The sequence below is a fragment of the Streptomyces sp. TLI_55 genome (assembly GCF_900206255.1).
In the GTDB taxonomy this organism is placed as follows: Bacteria; Actinomycetota; Actinomycetes; order Streptomycetales; family Streptomycetaceae; genus Streptomyces; species Streptomyces aquilus.
In genome coordinates this window covers 6646044-6659997 of the sequence record NZ_OAOJ01000001.1, presented here as the reverse complement: position 1 = coordinate 6659997, position 13954 = coordinate 6646044, and the positions used below count along the sequence as shown (strand labels likewise).

Genomic DNA, 13954 nt, shown 5'->3' with positions numbered 1-13954 from the left:
GCCCCGCACCCTATGTGCCGTCCGATCAGCCGAGTACGACGATTTCGGCCGCGTCGAACTCCACCCCGACCGTGTCGCCCACCTCCGGCGCCGCCCGCAACGCACACGCCGCCTCCAGCAGCGGCGCGTTCCCCTCCGGCCGCAACCGCACCGCGACATGCGTGCCCTTGAAGGTGCGCGCGACGACGGAACAGCGCAACCCGGTGTCCACGAGGCGCACCCCCGCGGGCCGCACCAGCAGGCTCCGCACCCCCTGCGGAGCCCCCTCGGGCACCGGCACCTTGCCCCACGGCGTGTCCGCGGCCTCCCCGGCGACCGTGCCCTCGACCACGTTCTCGAACCCGAGGAACCGCGCCACGAACTCATCCGCGGGCCGCTGCCACACCTCAAGTGGCGTACCGGACTGCGCGATCCGCCCGTCCCGCATCACCACCACCCGGTCGGCGAGCGCGAACGCCTCGCCCTGGTCGTGCGTGACCGCAAGCACGGTCGTCCCCAACCGCCCGAACAACTCCCGCAGTTCGACGACGAGCCGCTCCCGCAGCGAACGGTCCAACTGCCCGAGCGGCTCGTCCAGCATCAGCAACCGCGGCCGGGGCGCGAGCGCCCGCGCCAGCGCCACCCGCTGCTGCTCACCCCCGGAGAGCCCGGCGACGGCCCGCCCGGCGGCCCCGGGCAGCCCGACGAGGTCGAGCAACTCCCCCACCCGCTCGCCCTGTTCGCCCTTCGCGACCCCGTGCATCCGCAGCCCGAACGCCACGTTCCCGCCCACGTCCCGCTGCGGGAACAGCTGATGGTCCTGGAACATCAGCCCGACCCCACGCCGGTGCGCGGCCACCCCCACCTGATCGCGTCCGTCCAGCAACACCCGCCCCCCGTCGAGGTGTTGCAGCCCGGCCACCACCCGCAGCAGCGTCGACTTCCCGCTCCCGCTCGGCCCGAGCACACACACGATCTCGTGCTCGGCGACCGCAAGGTCGACCCCGTCCAGGACGGCCCGCCCGCCGAAGCGGACCGTCGCGTCCTCCAGCGCCAGCAGCATCAGAACTCACCCGTCCGATCGGTCCGCAGCCGCTCCAGGACCAGCAGCGCCACCGCGCACACCACCATCAGAATCGTCGAAAGGGCCATCGCCTGCCCGTAGTTGAGGTCACCGGCGCGCCCCAGCAGCCGCGCCACCGCGACCGGCAGCGTCGGATTGTCGGGCCGCGCGATGAACACGGTCGCCCCGAACTCCCCCAGCGACACCGCGAAGGCGAAGCCCGCCGCGATCAGCAACGCCCGCCGCACCAGCGGCAGATCGACCTCCCGCCACACCCGCCAGGGCGACGCCCCGAGCACGGCCGCCGCCTCCCGCAGCCGCTGGTCCACCGCCCGCAGCACCGGCAGCATGGTCCGTACGACGAAGGGCACCCCGACCAGCGCCTGCGCGAGCGGCACCAGGATCCAGGAGGCCCGCAGATCCAGCGGAGGCTCGTCGAGGGCGATCAGGAACCCGAACCCCACGGTCACCGCGGACACCCCGAGCGGCAGCATCAACAGCGCGTCGAAGCCCCGTACGAACCGCCCCGCGTCCCGCCGCGTGAGCGCCGCCGCGGCGAGGCCCCCGACCAGCACCGCGATGGCCGTGGCGGCGACGGCGTACTCCAGGGAGTTCCCGATCGCCTCGATCGGCGGCACCAGGAACACGCCCCCGTCCGCCGAGGTCAGCGCCCGGTAGTAGCCGAAGTCCGGTGCGTCCAGCGACCGTTGCACGAGCACCGCGAGCGGCAGCACCAGCAGGACGGCGATGGTGCCCAGCACCCCGGCAAGCAGCGCCCACTGCCCGGCGACGCGCGGCCGACGGGCGGTCGTCTCGGGCGCGACGAGGCGCAGCACGCTCTCCCGGCGCCGTACGGTCCACGCGTGCACGGCGAGGATCGCGCCCACCGCCACGAACTGGACCAGCGTCAGGACAGCGGCCGTACCGAGGTCGAAGATCTCGGAGGTCTGCCGGTAGATCTCGACTTCGAGCGTCGAGAAGGTCGGACCGCCGAGGATCTGCACCACCCCGAAGGAGGTGAAGGTGAAGAGGAAGACCATGAGGGCGGCCGCGGCCACGGCGGGCGCGAGCGCGGGCAGCGTCACCTTCCGCCAGGCCCGCCACGCGGACGCGCCCAGCATCCGCGCGGCTTCCTCCTGCCGCGGGTCGAGCTGCGCCCACAGCCCGCCCACCGTGCGTACGACGACGGCGTAGTTGAAGAAGACGTGCGCGAGCAGGATCGCCCACACGGTGGTGTCGAGGCGTACGCCCCACAGCTCGTCGAGCAGCCCACCGCGCCCGACCAGCGCGAGGAACGCCGTACCGACGACCACCGTCGGCAGCACGAACGGGACCGTGACGACGGCCCGCAGGATCTGCTTGCCGGGGAAGTCGTAGCGGGCGAACACATACGCGCCCGGCAGCGCGACCGCGAGCGTCAGCGCGGTCGAGGCGAGCGCCTGCCAGGTGGTGAACCACAGCACGTGCCGGATGTCGGACTGCGCGAGCACATCCGCGATCCGCCCGAACTGCCAGCTCCCGTCCGCCTTGAGCCCGCGCGCGACGATCGCGGCGACGGGCCAGGCGAAGAAGAGCCCGAAGAACGCGACGGGCACGACCATCAGGCCGAGCCGCGTCACGCTTCCCCGGAAACGCGGGGTTACTTCAGTACGAGCGAGGTCCACGACTTGACCCAGTCGTCACGGTTGTCGGCGATCTTCGCCGGGTCCATGGTCTCGGGGTGCTTGGCCTGCGGCCCGTACTTCGTGAACTCGGCCGGGACCTGGGCGCCTTCCCGCACCGGGTACACGAACATGTTCAGCGGCATGTCGTCCTGGAACTGCTTGGTGAGCAGGAAGTCGAGGAACGCCTTGCCCCCCTCGGCGTTCCTCGCGTTGCTCAGCAGCCCGGCGTACTCGACCTGCCGGAAGCAGGTGCCGTCCGCCACACCCGTCGGCGCCGTGGTCGGCTTCGGGTCGGCGTAGATGACCTCGGCGGGCGGCGAGGAGGCGTAGGAGACGACGAGCGGCCGGTCGGCCTTCGCCTTCTTGCCGCCGGCTGACCCCGAGAACTCCTCGTTGTAGGCCTGCTCCCAGCCGTCGACGACCTTGACACCGTTGGCCTTGAGCTTGGTCCAGTAGTCCCGCCAGCCGTCGTCGCCGTACTTGGCGGCGGTGCCGAGCAGGAACCCGAGCCCCGGCGAGGAGGTGGAGGCGTTCTCGGTGACGAGGAGGTTCTTGTAGGCGGGCTTGACCAGATCGTCGTACGACGTCGGCGGCTGGAGCTTGTGCGCGGTGAACCAGGCCTTGTCGTAGTTGACGCAGATGTCACCGCTGTCGATCGGCGTCACCCGGTGCTTGTCCTCATCGACCCGGTACTCGGGCAGGACCAGATCGGAGCCCTTCGCCTCGTACGGCTGGAACAGCCCGTTGTCGAGCGCCCGGGACAGCAGGGTGTTGTCGACGCCGAAGAAGACGTCGCCCTGCGGGTTGTCCTTGGTCAGGATCGCCTTGTTGACGGCCTGTCCGGCGTCGCCGTCCTCCAGGACCTTGACCTTGTAGCCGGACTCCTTCTCGAAGGCGGCGAGAACGCCCTTGGAGACGGCCCACGAGTTGTGGCTGACGAGCGTGACGGTCTTGGACTCGCTCTGGGAACCGCCCTCGTCGGACGACCCGCACGCGGACAGCGCGACCAGGCCGAGGCCGACGACGACAGCAAAGTACTTCTTGCTACTCACGGTGATGACCGAACTTCCTACCCAGAATGACCTGGGCGAGGTTCAGAGGGTCTGCGGCCCGACGGCCGCACTCTCAGCGCTGTGGCGCTCCCCTGTCGGATAGAAATATGAAGATGTTCTTACGACGGTCAGACTACCGTTCGCCGGCCGCCAGCTGACCGCAGGCCCCGTCGATCTCCTGGCCACGGGTGTCCCGGACGGTCACCGGCACACCGTGCGCGGCGATGGCCTCGACGAAGGCCTTCTCGTCCTCGGGCCGCGAGGCGGTCCACTTGGAGCCCGGAGTCGGGTTCAGCGGGATGAGGTTGACGTGCACGGGCTTGCCGCGCAGCAGCCGCCCGAGCCGGTCCCCACGCCAGGCCTGGTCGTTGATGTCCCGGATGAGCGCGTACTCGATCGACAGCCGGCGCCCGGACTTCTCGACGTACTCGAATCCGGCGTCGAGCACCTCGCGCACCTTCCACCGCGTGTTCACGGGGACGAGGGTGTCGCGCAGCTCGTCGTCGGGGGCGTGCAGCGAGATGGCGAGCCGGCATTTGAAGCCTTCGTCGGCGAACCGGTGAATGGCCGGCACCAGCCCGACCGTCGACACGGTGATGCCCCGCTGCGACAGCCCGAGCCCGTCCGGGGCGGGGTCGGTGAGCGCACGGATCGACTGCACGACCCGCTTGTAGTTGGCGAGGGGCTCGCCCATGCCCATGAAGACGATGTTGGAGAGCCGCGCGGGCCCGCCGGGCACTTCCCCGTCCCGGAGCGCGCGCATCCCGTCGACGATCTGGTGGACGATCTCGGCGGTGGACAGATTCCGGTCCAGCCCGGCCTGCCCGGTGGCGCAGAAGGGACAGTTCATCCCGCATCCGGCCTGCGACGAGATACACATGGTGACCCGGTCCGGATACCGCATCAGCACCGACTCGACGAGCGTCCCGTCGAACAGCCGCCACAGCGTCTTGCGCGTGGTCCCCTGGTCGGTCGACAGATGCCGGACGACGGTCATCAGCTCAGGAAGCAGCGCCTCCTGCAGCTTGCCGCGAGCGCCGGCCGGAATGTCCGTCCACTGCTCCGGATCGTGCGCGTACCGCGCGAAGTAGTGCTGCGAGAGCTGCTTGGCACGAAACGGCTTCTCACCGATCTCGGCCACGACATCCTTGCGCTCGGCAGGAGTGAGATCGGCAAGGTGCCGCGGCGGCTTCTTGGCTCCGCGCGGGGCGACGAAAGTGAGTTCTCCGGGCTTAGGCATGGCTGTACCAGTGTCGCAGATCGAATGGAGTGACCCGGGCCCTCGCCCGTGACCGAGGGTGACCGATGACTTCCCGGCACGAGCCGGGTCTTCCTGCCATACGTTCCCGCCCGCCAGTCACCGGAGTGATGACAATGCCGTACGCCAAGGTCAACGGCCTGGAGATGTACTACGAGATCCACGGCGCCGCCCACGCCGACCGCCGCCCGCTGGTGCTGCTGCACGGCGGCGTCACCACCATCGGGCTGTCCTTCGGCGCCGTGCTGCCCGCCCTGTCCGCGGACCGTCAGGTCATCGCCCCGGAGCTCCAGGGGCACGGCCACACGGCCGACACGGACCGCGACCTGACCGTCCCGCACCTCGCCTCCGACGTCGTGGCCCTGCTCGACGAGCTCGGCATCCCGCAGGCCGACGTCCTCGGCTACAGCCTCGGCGGGCTGACGGCGCTGGAGATGGCGGTACGGCATCCCGACCGCGTCGGCCGGCTCGTCTTCGTCTCCGCCCAGTACACCCAGGACGGCGTACGGGAGGAGATCCGCACCCCCGACTTCAGCTCCCCGCTGCTGCCCACGCAGGCCGACTTCCAGGACATGGCCGACGCGTACGCCGCCGTCGCCCCGCATCCCGAGCACTTCCAGGACTTCCTCGGCAAGGTCTCGGCGGCCGCCCAGGCCCCGCTGCCCTGGACCGCGGACGACCTGCGCGGCCTGACGGCGCCCACGCTGCTGCTGCTCGGCGACCGTGACTTCGTCCACGTCGAGCACGCGGCCGAGATGCAGCGCCTGATCCCCGACGCCCGGCTGGCCGTCCTGCCGGACACCACGCACATGACGGTCCTGCGGCGGCCGCCCGTGGTCCTGCCGCTGCTGGAGGACTTCCTGACCTGAGCCGGTCTGCGCGTCTCAGCCGGTCGGCCGCTCCAGGCACTCCTTGAGCAGCTGCTCGTCCCGCGGGAGCTCCTTGCGGACCTGCGGGCGCACGACGAGGGGAACCAGCGCCCTGCCGATCCCGTGCCCCTCGAAGTCGATCTCTATCGTCACGCGGGACCTCCGCCCGCCGTCGAGCGGTTCGATCTCACCGTGGGTACGGGGCCGGACGGGCCCTGAGATCCCGTGCAGGTCCCAGCTGCGCGGCGGGACGAGCGCGTCGAACTCGACATTCATCGGGATCTCGCGGTTCCCGATCCGCCGGGTGACCCGGACCCGGGAGCCGGGCTGGATCGGCCCCTCGTCGAGCGGCTCCGCCTTGACGGCGCTCAGCTGCCATTCCGGCAGATGGGAAGGGTCGGTGATGTACGCGTAGACGTCTTCGGGACTACGGTCGACGTCGATCACTTCACGGATGGCGGGCATGACGCCCTCCTTCCAGGGCGATCCCCTACGAGGGCTTACAGGGAAATCGTCCCACCGGACCACCCCCGAGAACAGCGGAAGCCCCCGCCTCAGCGGGGGCTTCCGCAGACATCCGTACGACGATCAGCCCGAGCCCACGAACAGCACCAGCAGCAGCCACACCACCGGAGCGGTCGGCAGCAGCGAGTCCAGGCGGTCCGTGCTGTGTCCACCTGCCGCTACCGCGGCGCGGCACCGTGCCCCGCCATCAGCCGCTCCCGACAAACACCACCAGGAGAAGCCAGACGACAGGCGCGGTCGGCAGCAGCGAGTCCAGCCGGTCCATGATGCCGCCGTGCCCCGGCAGCAGCGTGCCCATGTCCTTGATGCCGAGGTCGCGCTTGATCATCGACTCGCCGAGGTCACCGAGCGTCGCGCTCGCCGCCACCGCGAGGCCCAGCAGCAGCCCCTGCCACCAGATGCCGTCGTCGATCAGGAACTGCATGCACAGCGCGCCCGCCACCATCGCGAAGGACACCGCGCCCAGCAGGCCCTCACGGGTCTTGCCGGGGCTGATGCGCGGCGCGAGCTTGTGCTTGCCGAAGCGCCAGCCGACGGCGTACGCCCCGGTGTCGCTGACGACGGTGAGCAGCAGGAACGTCAGCACGCGCCGCGGACCGTCGTCGGCGGTGAGCATCATCGCGACGAACGTGGCCAGGAACGGGACGTAGAAGGCCGCGAAGACGCCCGCGGTGACGTCCTTCAGATAGCCCTCCGGCGGTTCCGTCATCCGCCAGACCAGCACCGCGAGCGCGGTGAGCGCCATCGCCACCCACGCGCCCTCGGCGTCCCGGACGTACCCGGCGACGACCATGGCCGCACCGCCGACCGCCAGCGGCACGAGGGGCGCCTTGATGCCCTTGCGCTCCTCCAGCCGCGAGGTCAGCTCCCACAGGCCGACGACCACGGCGACCGCTATCACGCCGACGAAGACGGCCTTGACGACGAAGAGCGAGGCGACGATCACCACACCGAGCCCGACGCCGACCCCTATGGCCGCGCCCAGGTCACGCCCCGCGCTCTTCTTCTGCGGCGCGGAAGCCGGCTGCGGGGCGTCGGGCATGGGCTCCGGATTCTGCGTCTGCGGCGCAGCCGCTCGGGGCTGCGCCGACGTGGTCTCGTCGCGGAACGTCTCGTCCCGGAAGGTCGCGTCCCGGTACGGCTCGTCCCGGAACAAGGGGCCACTCAGCCGAGCGGCCCCCCGGTCGTCATCCTGGTCTCCGCCATACGCGGGTACGTCGGGCACGATGGGCATGGGGCGAGTCTGCTGCGCCTCAGGCGCATCGTACGCGGGACCCGCCGGGGCGGCCCCCTGGACAGGCCCCTGGTCGGTGGGCCCCCAGTACCCGGCGTGCGGCCCGGCCCCAGGCGGAGAGCCCCAGGAAGAGTCGTTCATCAGACTTCGAGGAGCTCCGCTTCCTTGTGCTTCAGAAGCTCGTCCACCTGGGCGACGTACTTGTGCGTCGCGTCGTCGAGCTCCTTCTCCGCACGGCGGCCCTCGTCCTCGCCGATCTCGCCGTCCTTGACGAGCTTGTCGATCGCGTCCTTGGCCTTGCGGCGGACCGAGCGGATGGACACGCGCGAGTCCTCCGCCTTGCCCTTGGCGACCTTGATGTAGTCGCGGCGGCGCTCCTCGGTGAGCTCGGGGAACACCACCCGGATGATGTTGCCGTCGTTGCTCGGGTTGACGCCCAGGTCCGAGTCACGGATGGCCTGCTCGATGTTGCGCAGGGCCGTCTTGTCGAACGGGGTCACCACCGCCATGCGCGGCTCCGGCACGGAGAACGAAGCCAGCTGGTTGATCGGCGTCGGCGCGCCGTAGTAGTCGGCCACGATCTTGTTGAACATCGCCGGGTGCGCACGGCCGGTGCGGATCGCGGCGAAGTCCTCCTTGGCGACCACGACGGCCTTCTCCATCTTCTCCTCGGCCTCGAGGAGGGTCTCTTCGATCACCACTTGCTCCTGCGTGTCTTGAGTAGGCCCGGCTGCTGTTCCGTTGCGTGGAGGCGGCGGCCGGCTGCGTCGCGTCTTCTTCCTGCACGGTTCCCGACCGGCAGGACATTGTCCATCCCCCGGTCAGGGACGGTGTCCAACTGGGGTCAGTCCCGGCTGTCCTGGTCACCCACCAGCGTGCCGATCTTCTCACCCTTGACGGCGCGGGCGATATTGCCCTCCGTCAGAAGCTCGAAGACGAGGATCGGGAGCTTGTTGTCGCGGCACAGCGTGATGGCGGTGGCGTCGGCGACCTTGAGGTCGCGGGTGATGACCTCGCCGTAGCCGAGGGAGTCGAACTTGACCGCGTCGGGGTTTTTCTTCGGGTCGGAGTCGTAGACCCCGTCCACGCCGTTCTTGCCCATGAGGAGCGCCTCGGCGTCGATCTCCAGGGCGCGCTGGGCGGCGGTGGTGTCGGTGGAGAAGTACGGCATGCCCATACCGGCGCCGAAGATGACCACGCGGCCCTTCTCCAGGTGGCGCACGGCGCGCAGCGGGATGTACGGCTCGGCGACCTGGCCCATGGTGATGGCGGTCTGCACGCGGGAGTCGATGCCCTCCTTCTCCAGGAAGTCCTGGAGGGCGAGGCAGTTCATCACGGTGCCGAGCATGCCCATGTAGTCGGAGCGGGCGCGGTCCATGCCGCGCTGCTGGAGTTCGGCGCCGCGGAAGAAGTTGCCGCCGCCGATGACGACCGCGACCTCCGCGCCGTCGCGCACGACGGCCGCGATCTCGCGGGCGATCTTGTGCACCACGTCCGGGTCGACGCCCAGGCCCCCGCCACCGGAGAAGGCCTCTCCGGACAGCTTCAGCAGAAACCGGCCGCTCACTTTGCCGTCGTCGCTCTTCTGGGCCTTGGTGGTCATCGGAATCTCGCCTCTTTCAAGGGGTCGCACATACGAAGAAGGCCATTGCCGATGGGAACTGGTTCGTATCCCATGCGCGGCAATGGCCTCCTCGTCAGATCTGCTGTCGTCCGCCACGCGCGTGCGTGACGGCGTACCGGACGACTGCCTACGACCCTATCGGGGTCGGGCGTCGAACGCGGTACGGACTCAGATGCCGACCTTGATGCGCGTGAAGCGCTTCAGGGTGACACCGGCCTCGTCCAGAACCTTCTGGACGGACTTCTTGTTGTCCAGCGCGTACGGCTGGCCGAGGAGCGTGGCGTCCTTGAAGAAGCCGTTGAGGCGACCCTCGACGATCTTCGGCAGGGCGGCCTCGGGCTTGCCCTCGGCGCGGGTGGTCTCCTCGGCGACGCGGCGCTCGGACTCGACGACCTCGGCCGGGACGTCCTCCTTGGAGAGGTACTTCGGCGCGAAGGCGGCGATGTGCTGGGCGACGCCCTTGGCCAGCTCGGCGTCGGCCTTGTCCAGCTCGACCAGGACACCGATCTGCGGGGGCAGGTCGGGCATGGTGCGGTGCATGTAGGCGAAGACGAAGCCGTCGGTGAACTGCGCGAAGCGGTCCAGGACGATCTTCTCGCCGAGGTTGGCGTTGGCCTCGTCCACGAACGCCTGGACGGTCTTGCCGGCCTCGATCTCGGAGGCGAGCAGGGCGTCGAGGTCGGCCGGGGAGGTGGCGGCGACGTGCTGCGCGATCTGGTTGGCGACGGCCTGGAACTTCTCGCCCTTGGCGACGAAGTCCGTCTCGCACTTCAGCTCGACCAGGACACCGGAGGTGTTGTCGTCGGCGATGACGGAGACCACGGCGCCGTTCTCGGCGGAGCGGCCCTCGCGCTTGGCGACGCCCTTCTGGCCCTTGATGCGGAGCGCCTCGACGGCCTTGTCGACGTTGCCCTCGGCCTCGTCCAGCGCCTTCTTGCAGTCCATCATGCCGGCGCCGGTGAGCTCACGGAGCTTCTTGACGTCGGCGGCGGTGTAGTTCGCCATGATTCCTGGAATCTCTCTCGAAGTCTGAAGATCTACGGGCCGACGGCGGGGGCTGGTGGGCCCCCGCCGTCAGAAGACCCGAAGGGGTGAGGGGTCAGGCCTGCTCGGCCTCGGCGGCCGGAGCCTCAGCCTCGGCAGCGGGGGCCTCGGCGGCAGGCGCCTCGGCCTCAGCGGCGGCGGGAGCCTCAGCCTCAGCGGCGGGAGCCTCAGCGGCCGGGGCCTCCTCGGCCTTCTTCTCGCCCTCGAGCAGGTCGCGCTCCCACGCGGCGAGCGGCTCGCCCGCGCCCTTGTCACCCTTGTCGCCGGTGGCGACGCCGGAGCGGGCGATGAGGCCCTCGGCGACGGCGTCGGCGATCACGCGGGTGAGCAGGGTGACGGAGCGGATCGCGTCGTCGTTGCCCGGGATCTTGTAGTCGACCTCGTCGGGGTCGCAGTTGGTGTCGAGGATGGCGACGACCGGGATGTTGAGCTTCCGGGCCTCGCCGACCGCGATGTGCTCCTTCTTGGTGTCCACGATCCAGACGGCGCTGGGCACCTTCTGCATCTCGCGGATACCACCGAGGGTCTTCTCCAGCTTGGCCTTCTCGCGCGAGAGCACGAGAAGCTCCTTCTTGGTCAGACCGGAAGCGGCGACGTCCTCGAAGTCGATCTGCTCGAGCTCCTTGAGGCGCTGCAGACGCTTGTAGACGGTCGAGAAGTTGGTGAGCATGCCGCCCAGCCAGCGCTGGTTGACGTAGGGCATGCCGACGCGGGTGGCCTGCTCGGCGATGGCCTCCTGCGCCTGCTTCTTCGTGCCGACGAACATGACCGTGCCGCCGTGGGCGACGGTCTCCTTGACGAACTCGTAGGCGCGGTCGATGTACGACAGCGACTGGAGCAGGTCGATGATGTAGATGCCGTTGCGCTCCGTGAAGATGAAGCGCTTCATCTTCGGGTTCCAACGACGGGTCTGGTGACCGAAGTGGACGCCGCTTTCCAGCAGCTCCCGCATCGTGACGACGGCCATGGCCGTTCTCCTTGTGTTTTCTCGGTTGTGTCCTGACGCCCGGCACGCGCCGTGCCTCGTACGCAGATGCGTACGGGACCGAAAGACGCTGACATCGATGGCTACGAGTGCCTGATGTCGGGGCGTGCGAAGTCGACCCGGTGACCCGGATCGCCAGAAGAAGTGTACGGGACCCGCGAGCCACCGGGTGACGCCGCTGTCCACAACCGGGCAGTACTCCACAGCTCCCGGCCGTGCTCAGCCCTGCTCAGGCACGGTTTCAGCCATGCGACACCTGCACAGCGCCCTGCTGCCCGCACTCCTGATCCCCCTCTTGACTCCCCTGCCCCCGGCCCCACCCGAGCCCCTTCCCACCACGGTCCCGGCCCTCGCCCGCACCTGGCCGGTAGGCGTACGCCCGCCCGTCCTCCGCACCTGGGAACCCCCGCCCACCCCGTACGCCCGAGGCCATCGCGGCGTGGACCTGGCAGCACCGCCGGGCACACCCGTACGAGCGGTGGCCGCCGGCCGGGTCACCTTCGCGGGCCGCGTGGCCGGAAAGGGCGTGCTCTCGATCACCCTCACCGGCACAGACCTGCGAACGACGTATGAACCGGTACGAGCGACGGTGAAAAAGGGCGAGGAGGTGACACCGGGCGAGGTGGTGGCCACGGTGGAGCCGACGGGCTCCCACTGCACGGCCACGTGCGTCCACTGGGGTCTGCGAAGCGGGGAGACCTACCTCAACCCACTGTCCCTACTGCCACCGTGGTTGCTCCACAGAGCCCCATCAAGGCTGCTACCGGTACTGAACGTCCCGCTCCCCACCTAGCCTGCGGGCAGTCGTGCCGCTGGGGCGGCACGGGTGGGCGCAGGCGGCACCCCGCACGCGCGGGCAAGCGAAAACGCCCCTACAGCAACCCCCACCGGCCTCAGCCGCACCCCCCACGGGTCTCAGCCGCGAACCCCCCGCAGAGCCATCGTCACCGCAGCCTCAGTGATCGCCGCAGGATCCTCCGCCGCCCCCAGCTCGATCCGCCGCACAGCCGCATCCACAACCCCCTGCAGCAACATCGCCACAAGCCGAGGCTCCGCGTGCCCCATCTCCTCCAGCGCCTCGCCGATCATCGCGACCAGCCCCCCGTGCGCGGCCCGGATCTTCTCCCGAGCCCCCACATCGAGCTCACTCGCGGAAATCGCGACCACGGCCCGATGCCGCCGGTCCCCCACCAACGCCAGCTGCCGCCGCACATACGCCTCGACCTTGGCCTCGGCCCCCTCCGCCGCGCCCATCGCCGCGGCGACCTCCGCCGCCCAGACCGGGAAGTCGACCGCGCACAGCTCCTCGACGACCGCGGCCCGCGACCGGAAGTACTCGTACACGGACGACCGCGCCAGCCCCGTCCGCTCGGCGAGAGCCGGGAACGTCAGCGCCTCCGTCCCACCCTCGGACAGCAACGACCGAGCCGCGTCCAGCAGGGCGGCTCGCTGCATCGACCGGTGCTCGGCCACGGAGGCCGCTCGAATCCTTGGCACGTCCACCACTTTACGGACGCACCGCCCCGGACGGGAGTCACCTTCGACCACGACCGTTCATCCGGCCAGGTCACCGACCGAAGCTCGCCAGTTTCGCCCGCAGTTGCAGCACCGACTTGGTGTGGATCTGACTGACCCGGCTCTCGGTCACACCGAGCACGTTCCCGATCTCCGCGAGGGTCAGCCCCTCGTAGTAGTAGAGCGTGACCACGGTCTTCTCCCGCTCGGGCAGCGTGTTGATCGCCCGCGCCAGGAAGCGCCGCAGCTCCCGGTCCTCGGCCACCTCCACCGGATTGTCGGCGGCGGTGTCCTCCAGCGTGTCCATCAGACTCAGCCGGTCGCCGCCCTCACCCCCGACATGCAGCAACTCCTCCAGCGCGACCACGTTGGCCAGCGACAACTGACTGAAGACCGCGTGGAGTTCGTCCACGGCGATCCCCATCTCGGCCGCCACCTCGCCCTCGCTGGGCGTCCGCCGCAGTCGCGCCTCCAGCGTCGCGTACGCCCGCTCGACGTTCCGCGCCTTCTGCCGCACCGACCGCGGGATCCAGTCCAGCGCCCGCAGCTCGTCGATCATCGCGCCCCGGATCCGGGTGATCGCGTACGTCTCGAACTTGATCTCCCGGTCGATGTCGAACTTCTCGATCGCGTCGATGAGCCCGAAGACACCGGAGGAGACGAAGTCGGCCTGCTCGACGTTGGGCGGCAGCCCCACGCTCACCCGGCCCGCCACGTACTTCACGAGCGGCGAGTAGTGCAGGATCAGCTGCTCCCGCAGCCGTTCGTCCCCCGTCGCCTTGTACGACCGCCACAGCTCGTCGAGCGTCGAGGGAGCGGGGGGCCGCACGCTGCCACCGTCCCGGGCGGCTGGGGGGACCGCCGCCCGGTCGGACCCGGAGGTGTGCTGGGGCATTCGTCGCCTTGTGCCGTTCTGCCGTGAAGTGGGGATCTGGGGTCGAGTCGCCGTTCCGTGCTGGAATCCCCGTGAGCGTAGCGTGACTGGAGTGTCGCGGTGAGCGAAGGAGCGGCCCCGAGCCGTGCGCAGATACGTTCCTCTTGACGCCCCGCCGAGTCACGCCGACGACTCAGCGTGACCACGGGGAAACTCCAACTGCGGGAATTCCCAAGGCTGTAGGGGTTCCCCCGGACGGCCGAACACG

The 13954-nt window shown here is 69.8% G+C and carries 14 protein-coding genes; 2 read left to right on the top strand and 12 right to left on the bottom strand.

The genetic code is table 11. The annotated features are described in order from the left end of the window. Positions 1–25: 25 nt before the first annotated feature. The 4 genes from CRP56_RS30825 to rlmN all read right to left on the bottom strand — a co-directional run bounded on the left by CRP56_RS30825 (position 26) and on the right by rlmN (position 4998). Positions 26–1042 carry an ABC transporter ATP-binding protein gene (locus CRP56_RS30825; protein ID WP_097269479.1) on the bottom strand — a complete coding sequence of 339 codons (1017 nt, stop codon included), beginning with the start codon at positions 1040–1042 and terminating at the stop codon, positions 26–28. Then, entirely contained in the window at positions 1042–2643 is a 1602-nt protein-coding gene (locus tag CRP56_RS30820; protein WP_097274615.1) for an ABC transporter permease, read from the bottom strand. The genes CRP56_RS30825 and CRP56_RS30820 overlap by 1 nt, the downstream gene beginning before the upstream one ends. 38 nt (positions 2644–2681) lie before the next feature. Next, positions 2682–3758 (bottom strand): thiamine ABC transporter substrate-binding protein, encoded by a 1077-nt coding sequence (locus CRP56_RS30815; protein WP_097274613.1) that lies wholly within the window; start codon positions 3756–3758, stop codon positions 2682–2684. 133 nt (positions 3759–3891) lie between these two features. Next, positions 3892–4998 (bottom strand): 23S rRNA (adenine(2503)-C(2))-methyltransferase RlmN, encoded by a 1107-nt coding sequence (rlmN, locus tag CRP56_RS30810; RefSeq protein ID WP_079309720.1) that lies wholly within the window; start codon positions 4996–4998, stop codon positions 3892–3894. 128 nt (positions 4999–5126) lie between these two features. Here rlmN and CRP56_RS30805 point away from each other — a divergent pair, with 128 nt between their 5' ends. Further along, positions 5127–5885 (top strand): alpha/beta fold hydrolase, encoded by a 759-nt coding sequence (locus CRP56_RS30805; RefSeq protein ID WP_097269477.1) that lies wholly within the window; start codon positions 5127–5129, stop codon positions 5883–5885. A 15-nt stretch (positions 5886–5900) separates the two neighbouring features. Here the strand turns inward: CRP56_RS30805 and CRP56_RS30800 are convergent, their stop codons facing one another. The 6 genes from CRP56_RS30800 to rpsB all read right to left on the bottom strand — a co-directional run bounded on the left by CRP56_RS30800 (position 5901) and on the right by rpsB (position 11279). Further along, positions 5901–6350 (bottom strand): SRPBCC family protein, encoded by a 450-nt coding sequence (locus CRP56_RS30800; RefSeq protein WP_097269475.1) that lies wholly within the window; start codon positions 6348–6350, stop codon positions 5901–5903. A gap of 247 nt (positions 6351–6597) precedes the next feature. Next, positions 6598–7644 (bottom strand): phosphatidate cytidylyltransferase, encoded by a 1047-nt coding sequence (locus CRP56_RS30795; protein ID WP_373559696.1) that lies wholly within the window; start codon positions 7642–7644, stop codon positions 6598–6600. A gap of 140 nt (positions 7645–7784) precedes the next feature. Further along, positions 7785–8342, bottom strand: a complete 558-nt coding sequence (gene frr, locus CRP56_RS30790; protein ID WP_059198018.1) for a ribosome recycling factor — start codon at positions 8340–8342, stop codon at positions 7785–7787. Positions 8343–8488: 146 nt separating this feature from the next. Continuing rightward, positions 8489–9247, bottom strand: coding sequence for a UMP kinase (gene pyrH / locus CRP56_RS30785; protein WP_097269471.1), 759 nt, complete (start codon positions 9245–9247; stop codon positions 8489–8491). Positions 9248–9436: 189 nt separating this feature from the next. Beyond that, positions 9437–10273, bottom strand: a complete 837-nt coding sequence (gene tsf, locus CRP56_RS30780) for a translation elongation factor Ts (protein WP_097269469.1) — start codon at positions 10271–10273, stop codon at positions 9437–9439. 94 nt (positions 10274–10367) lie between these two features. Next, positions 10368–11279 carry a 30S ribosomal protein S2 gene (gene rpsB, locus CRP56_RS30775; RefSeq protein WP_097269467.1) on the bottom strand — a complete coding sequence of 304 codons (912 nt, stop codon included), beginning with the start codon at positions 11277–11279 and terminating at the stop codon, positions 10368–10370. A gap of 265 nt (positions 11280–11544) precedes the next feature. On the opposite strand from rpsB, the gene CRP56_RS30770 reads away from it, so the two are divergent. After that, entirely contained in the window at positions 11545–12090 is a 546-nt protein-coding gene (locus tag CRP56_RS30770) for a M23 family metallopeptidase (protein ID WP_097269465.1), read from the top strand. A 122-nt stretch (positions 12091–12212) separates the two neighbouring features. Here the strand turns inward: CRP56_RS30770 and CRP56_RS30765 are convergent, their stop codons facing one another. Then, entirely contained in the window at positions 12213–12770 is a 558-nt protein-coding gene (locus CRP56_RS30765; protein ID WP_097269462.1) for a TetR/AcrR family transcriptional regulator, read from the bottom strand. A gap of 94 nt (positions 12771–12864) precedes the next feature. Beyond that, positions 12865–13707, bottom strand: coding sequence for an RNA polymerase sigma factor WhiG (whiG, locus tag CRP56_RS30760; RefSeq protein ID WP_097269460.1), 843 nt, complete (start codon positions 13705–13707; stop codon positions 12865–12867). Positions 13708–13954 lie beyond the last annotated feature (247 nt).

What these genes read in the sequence shown, in the direction of transcription:
- CRP56_RS30825 (WP_097269479.1), bottom strand. Translation starts at nt 1,042, where the DNA reads ATGCTGCTGGCGCTGGAGGACGCGACGGTCCGCTTCGGCGGGCGGGCC.
- rpsB (WP_097269467.1), bottom strand. Translation starts at nt 11,279, where the DNA reads ATGGCCGTCGTCACGATGCGGGAGCTGCTGGAAAGCGGCGTCCACTTC.
- CRP56_RS30800 (WP_097269475.1), bottom strand. Translation starts at nt 6,350, where the DNA reads ATGCCCGCCATCCGTGAAGTGATCGACGTCGACCGTAGTCCCGAAGAC.
- CRP56_RS30805 (WP_097269477.1), top strand. Translation starts at nt 5,127, where the DNA reads ATGACAATGCCGTACGCCAAGGTCAACGGCCTGGAGATGTACTACGAG.
- CRP56_RS30770 (WP_097269465.1), top strand. Translation starts at nt 11,545, where the DNA reads ATGCGACACCTGCACAGCGCCCTGCTGCCCGCACTCCTGATCCCCCTC.
- whiG (WP_097269460.1), bottom strand. Translation starts at nt 13,707, where the DNA reads ATGCCCCAGCACACCTCCGGGTCCGACCGGGCGGCGGTCCCCCCAGCC.
- rlmN (WP_079309720.1), bottom strand. Translation starts at nt 4,998, where the DNA reads ATGCCTAAGCCCGGAGAACTCACTTTCGTCGCCCCGCGCGGAGCCAAG.
- CRP56_RS30820 (WP_097274615.1), bottom strand. Translation starts at nt 2,643, where the DNA reads ATGGTCGTGCCCGTCGCGTTCTTCGGGCTCTTCTTCGCCTGGCCCGTC.
- tsf (WP_097269469.1), bottom strand. Translation starts at nt 10,273, where the DNA reads ATGGCGAACTACACCGCCGCCGACGTCAAGAAGCTCCGTGAGCTCACC.
- CRP56_RS30795 (WP_373559696.1), bottom strand. Translation starts at nt 7,644, where the DNA reads ATGCCCATCGTGCCCGACGTACCCGCGTATGGCGGAGACCAGGATGAC.
- pyrH (WP_097269471.1), bottom strand. Translation starts at nt 9,247, where the DNA reads ATGACCACCAAGGCCCAGAAGAGCGACGACGGCAAAGTGAGCGGCCGG.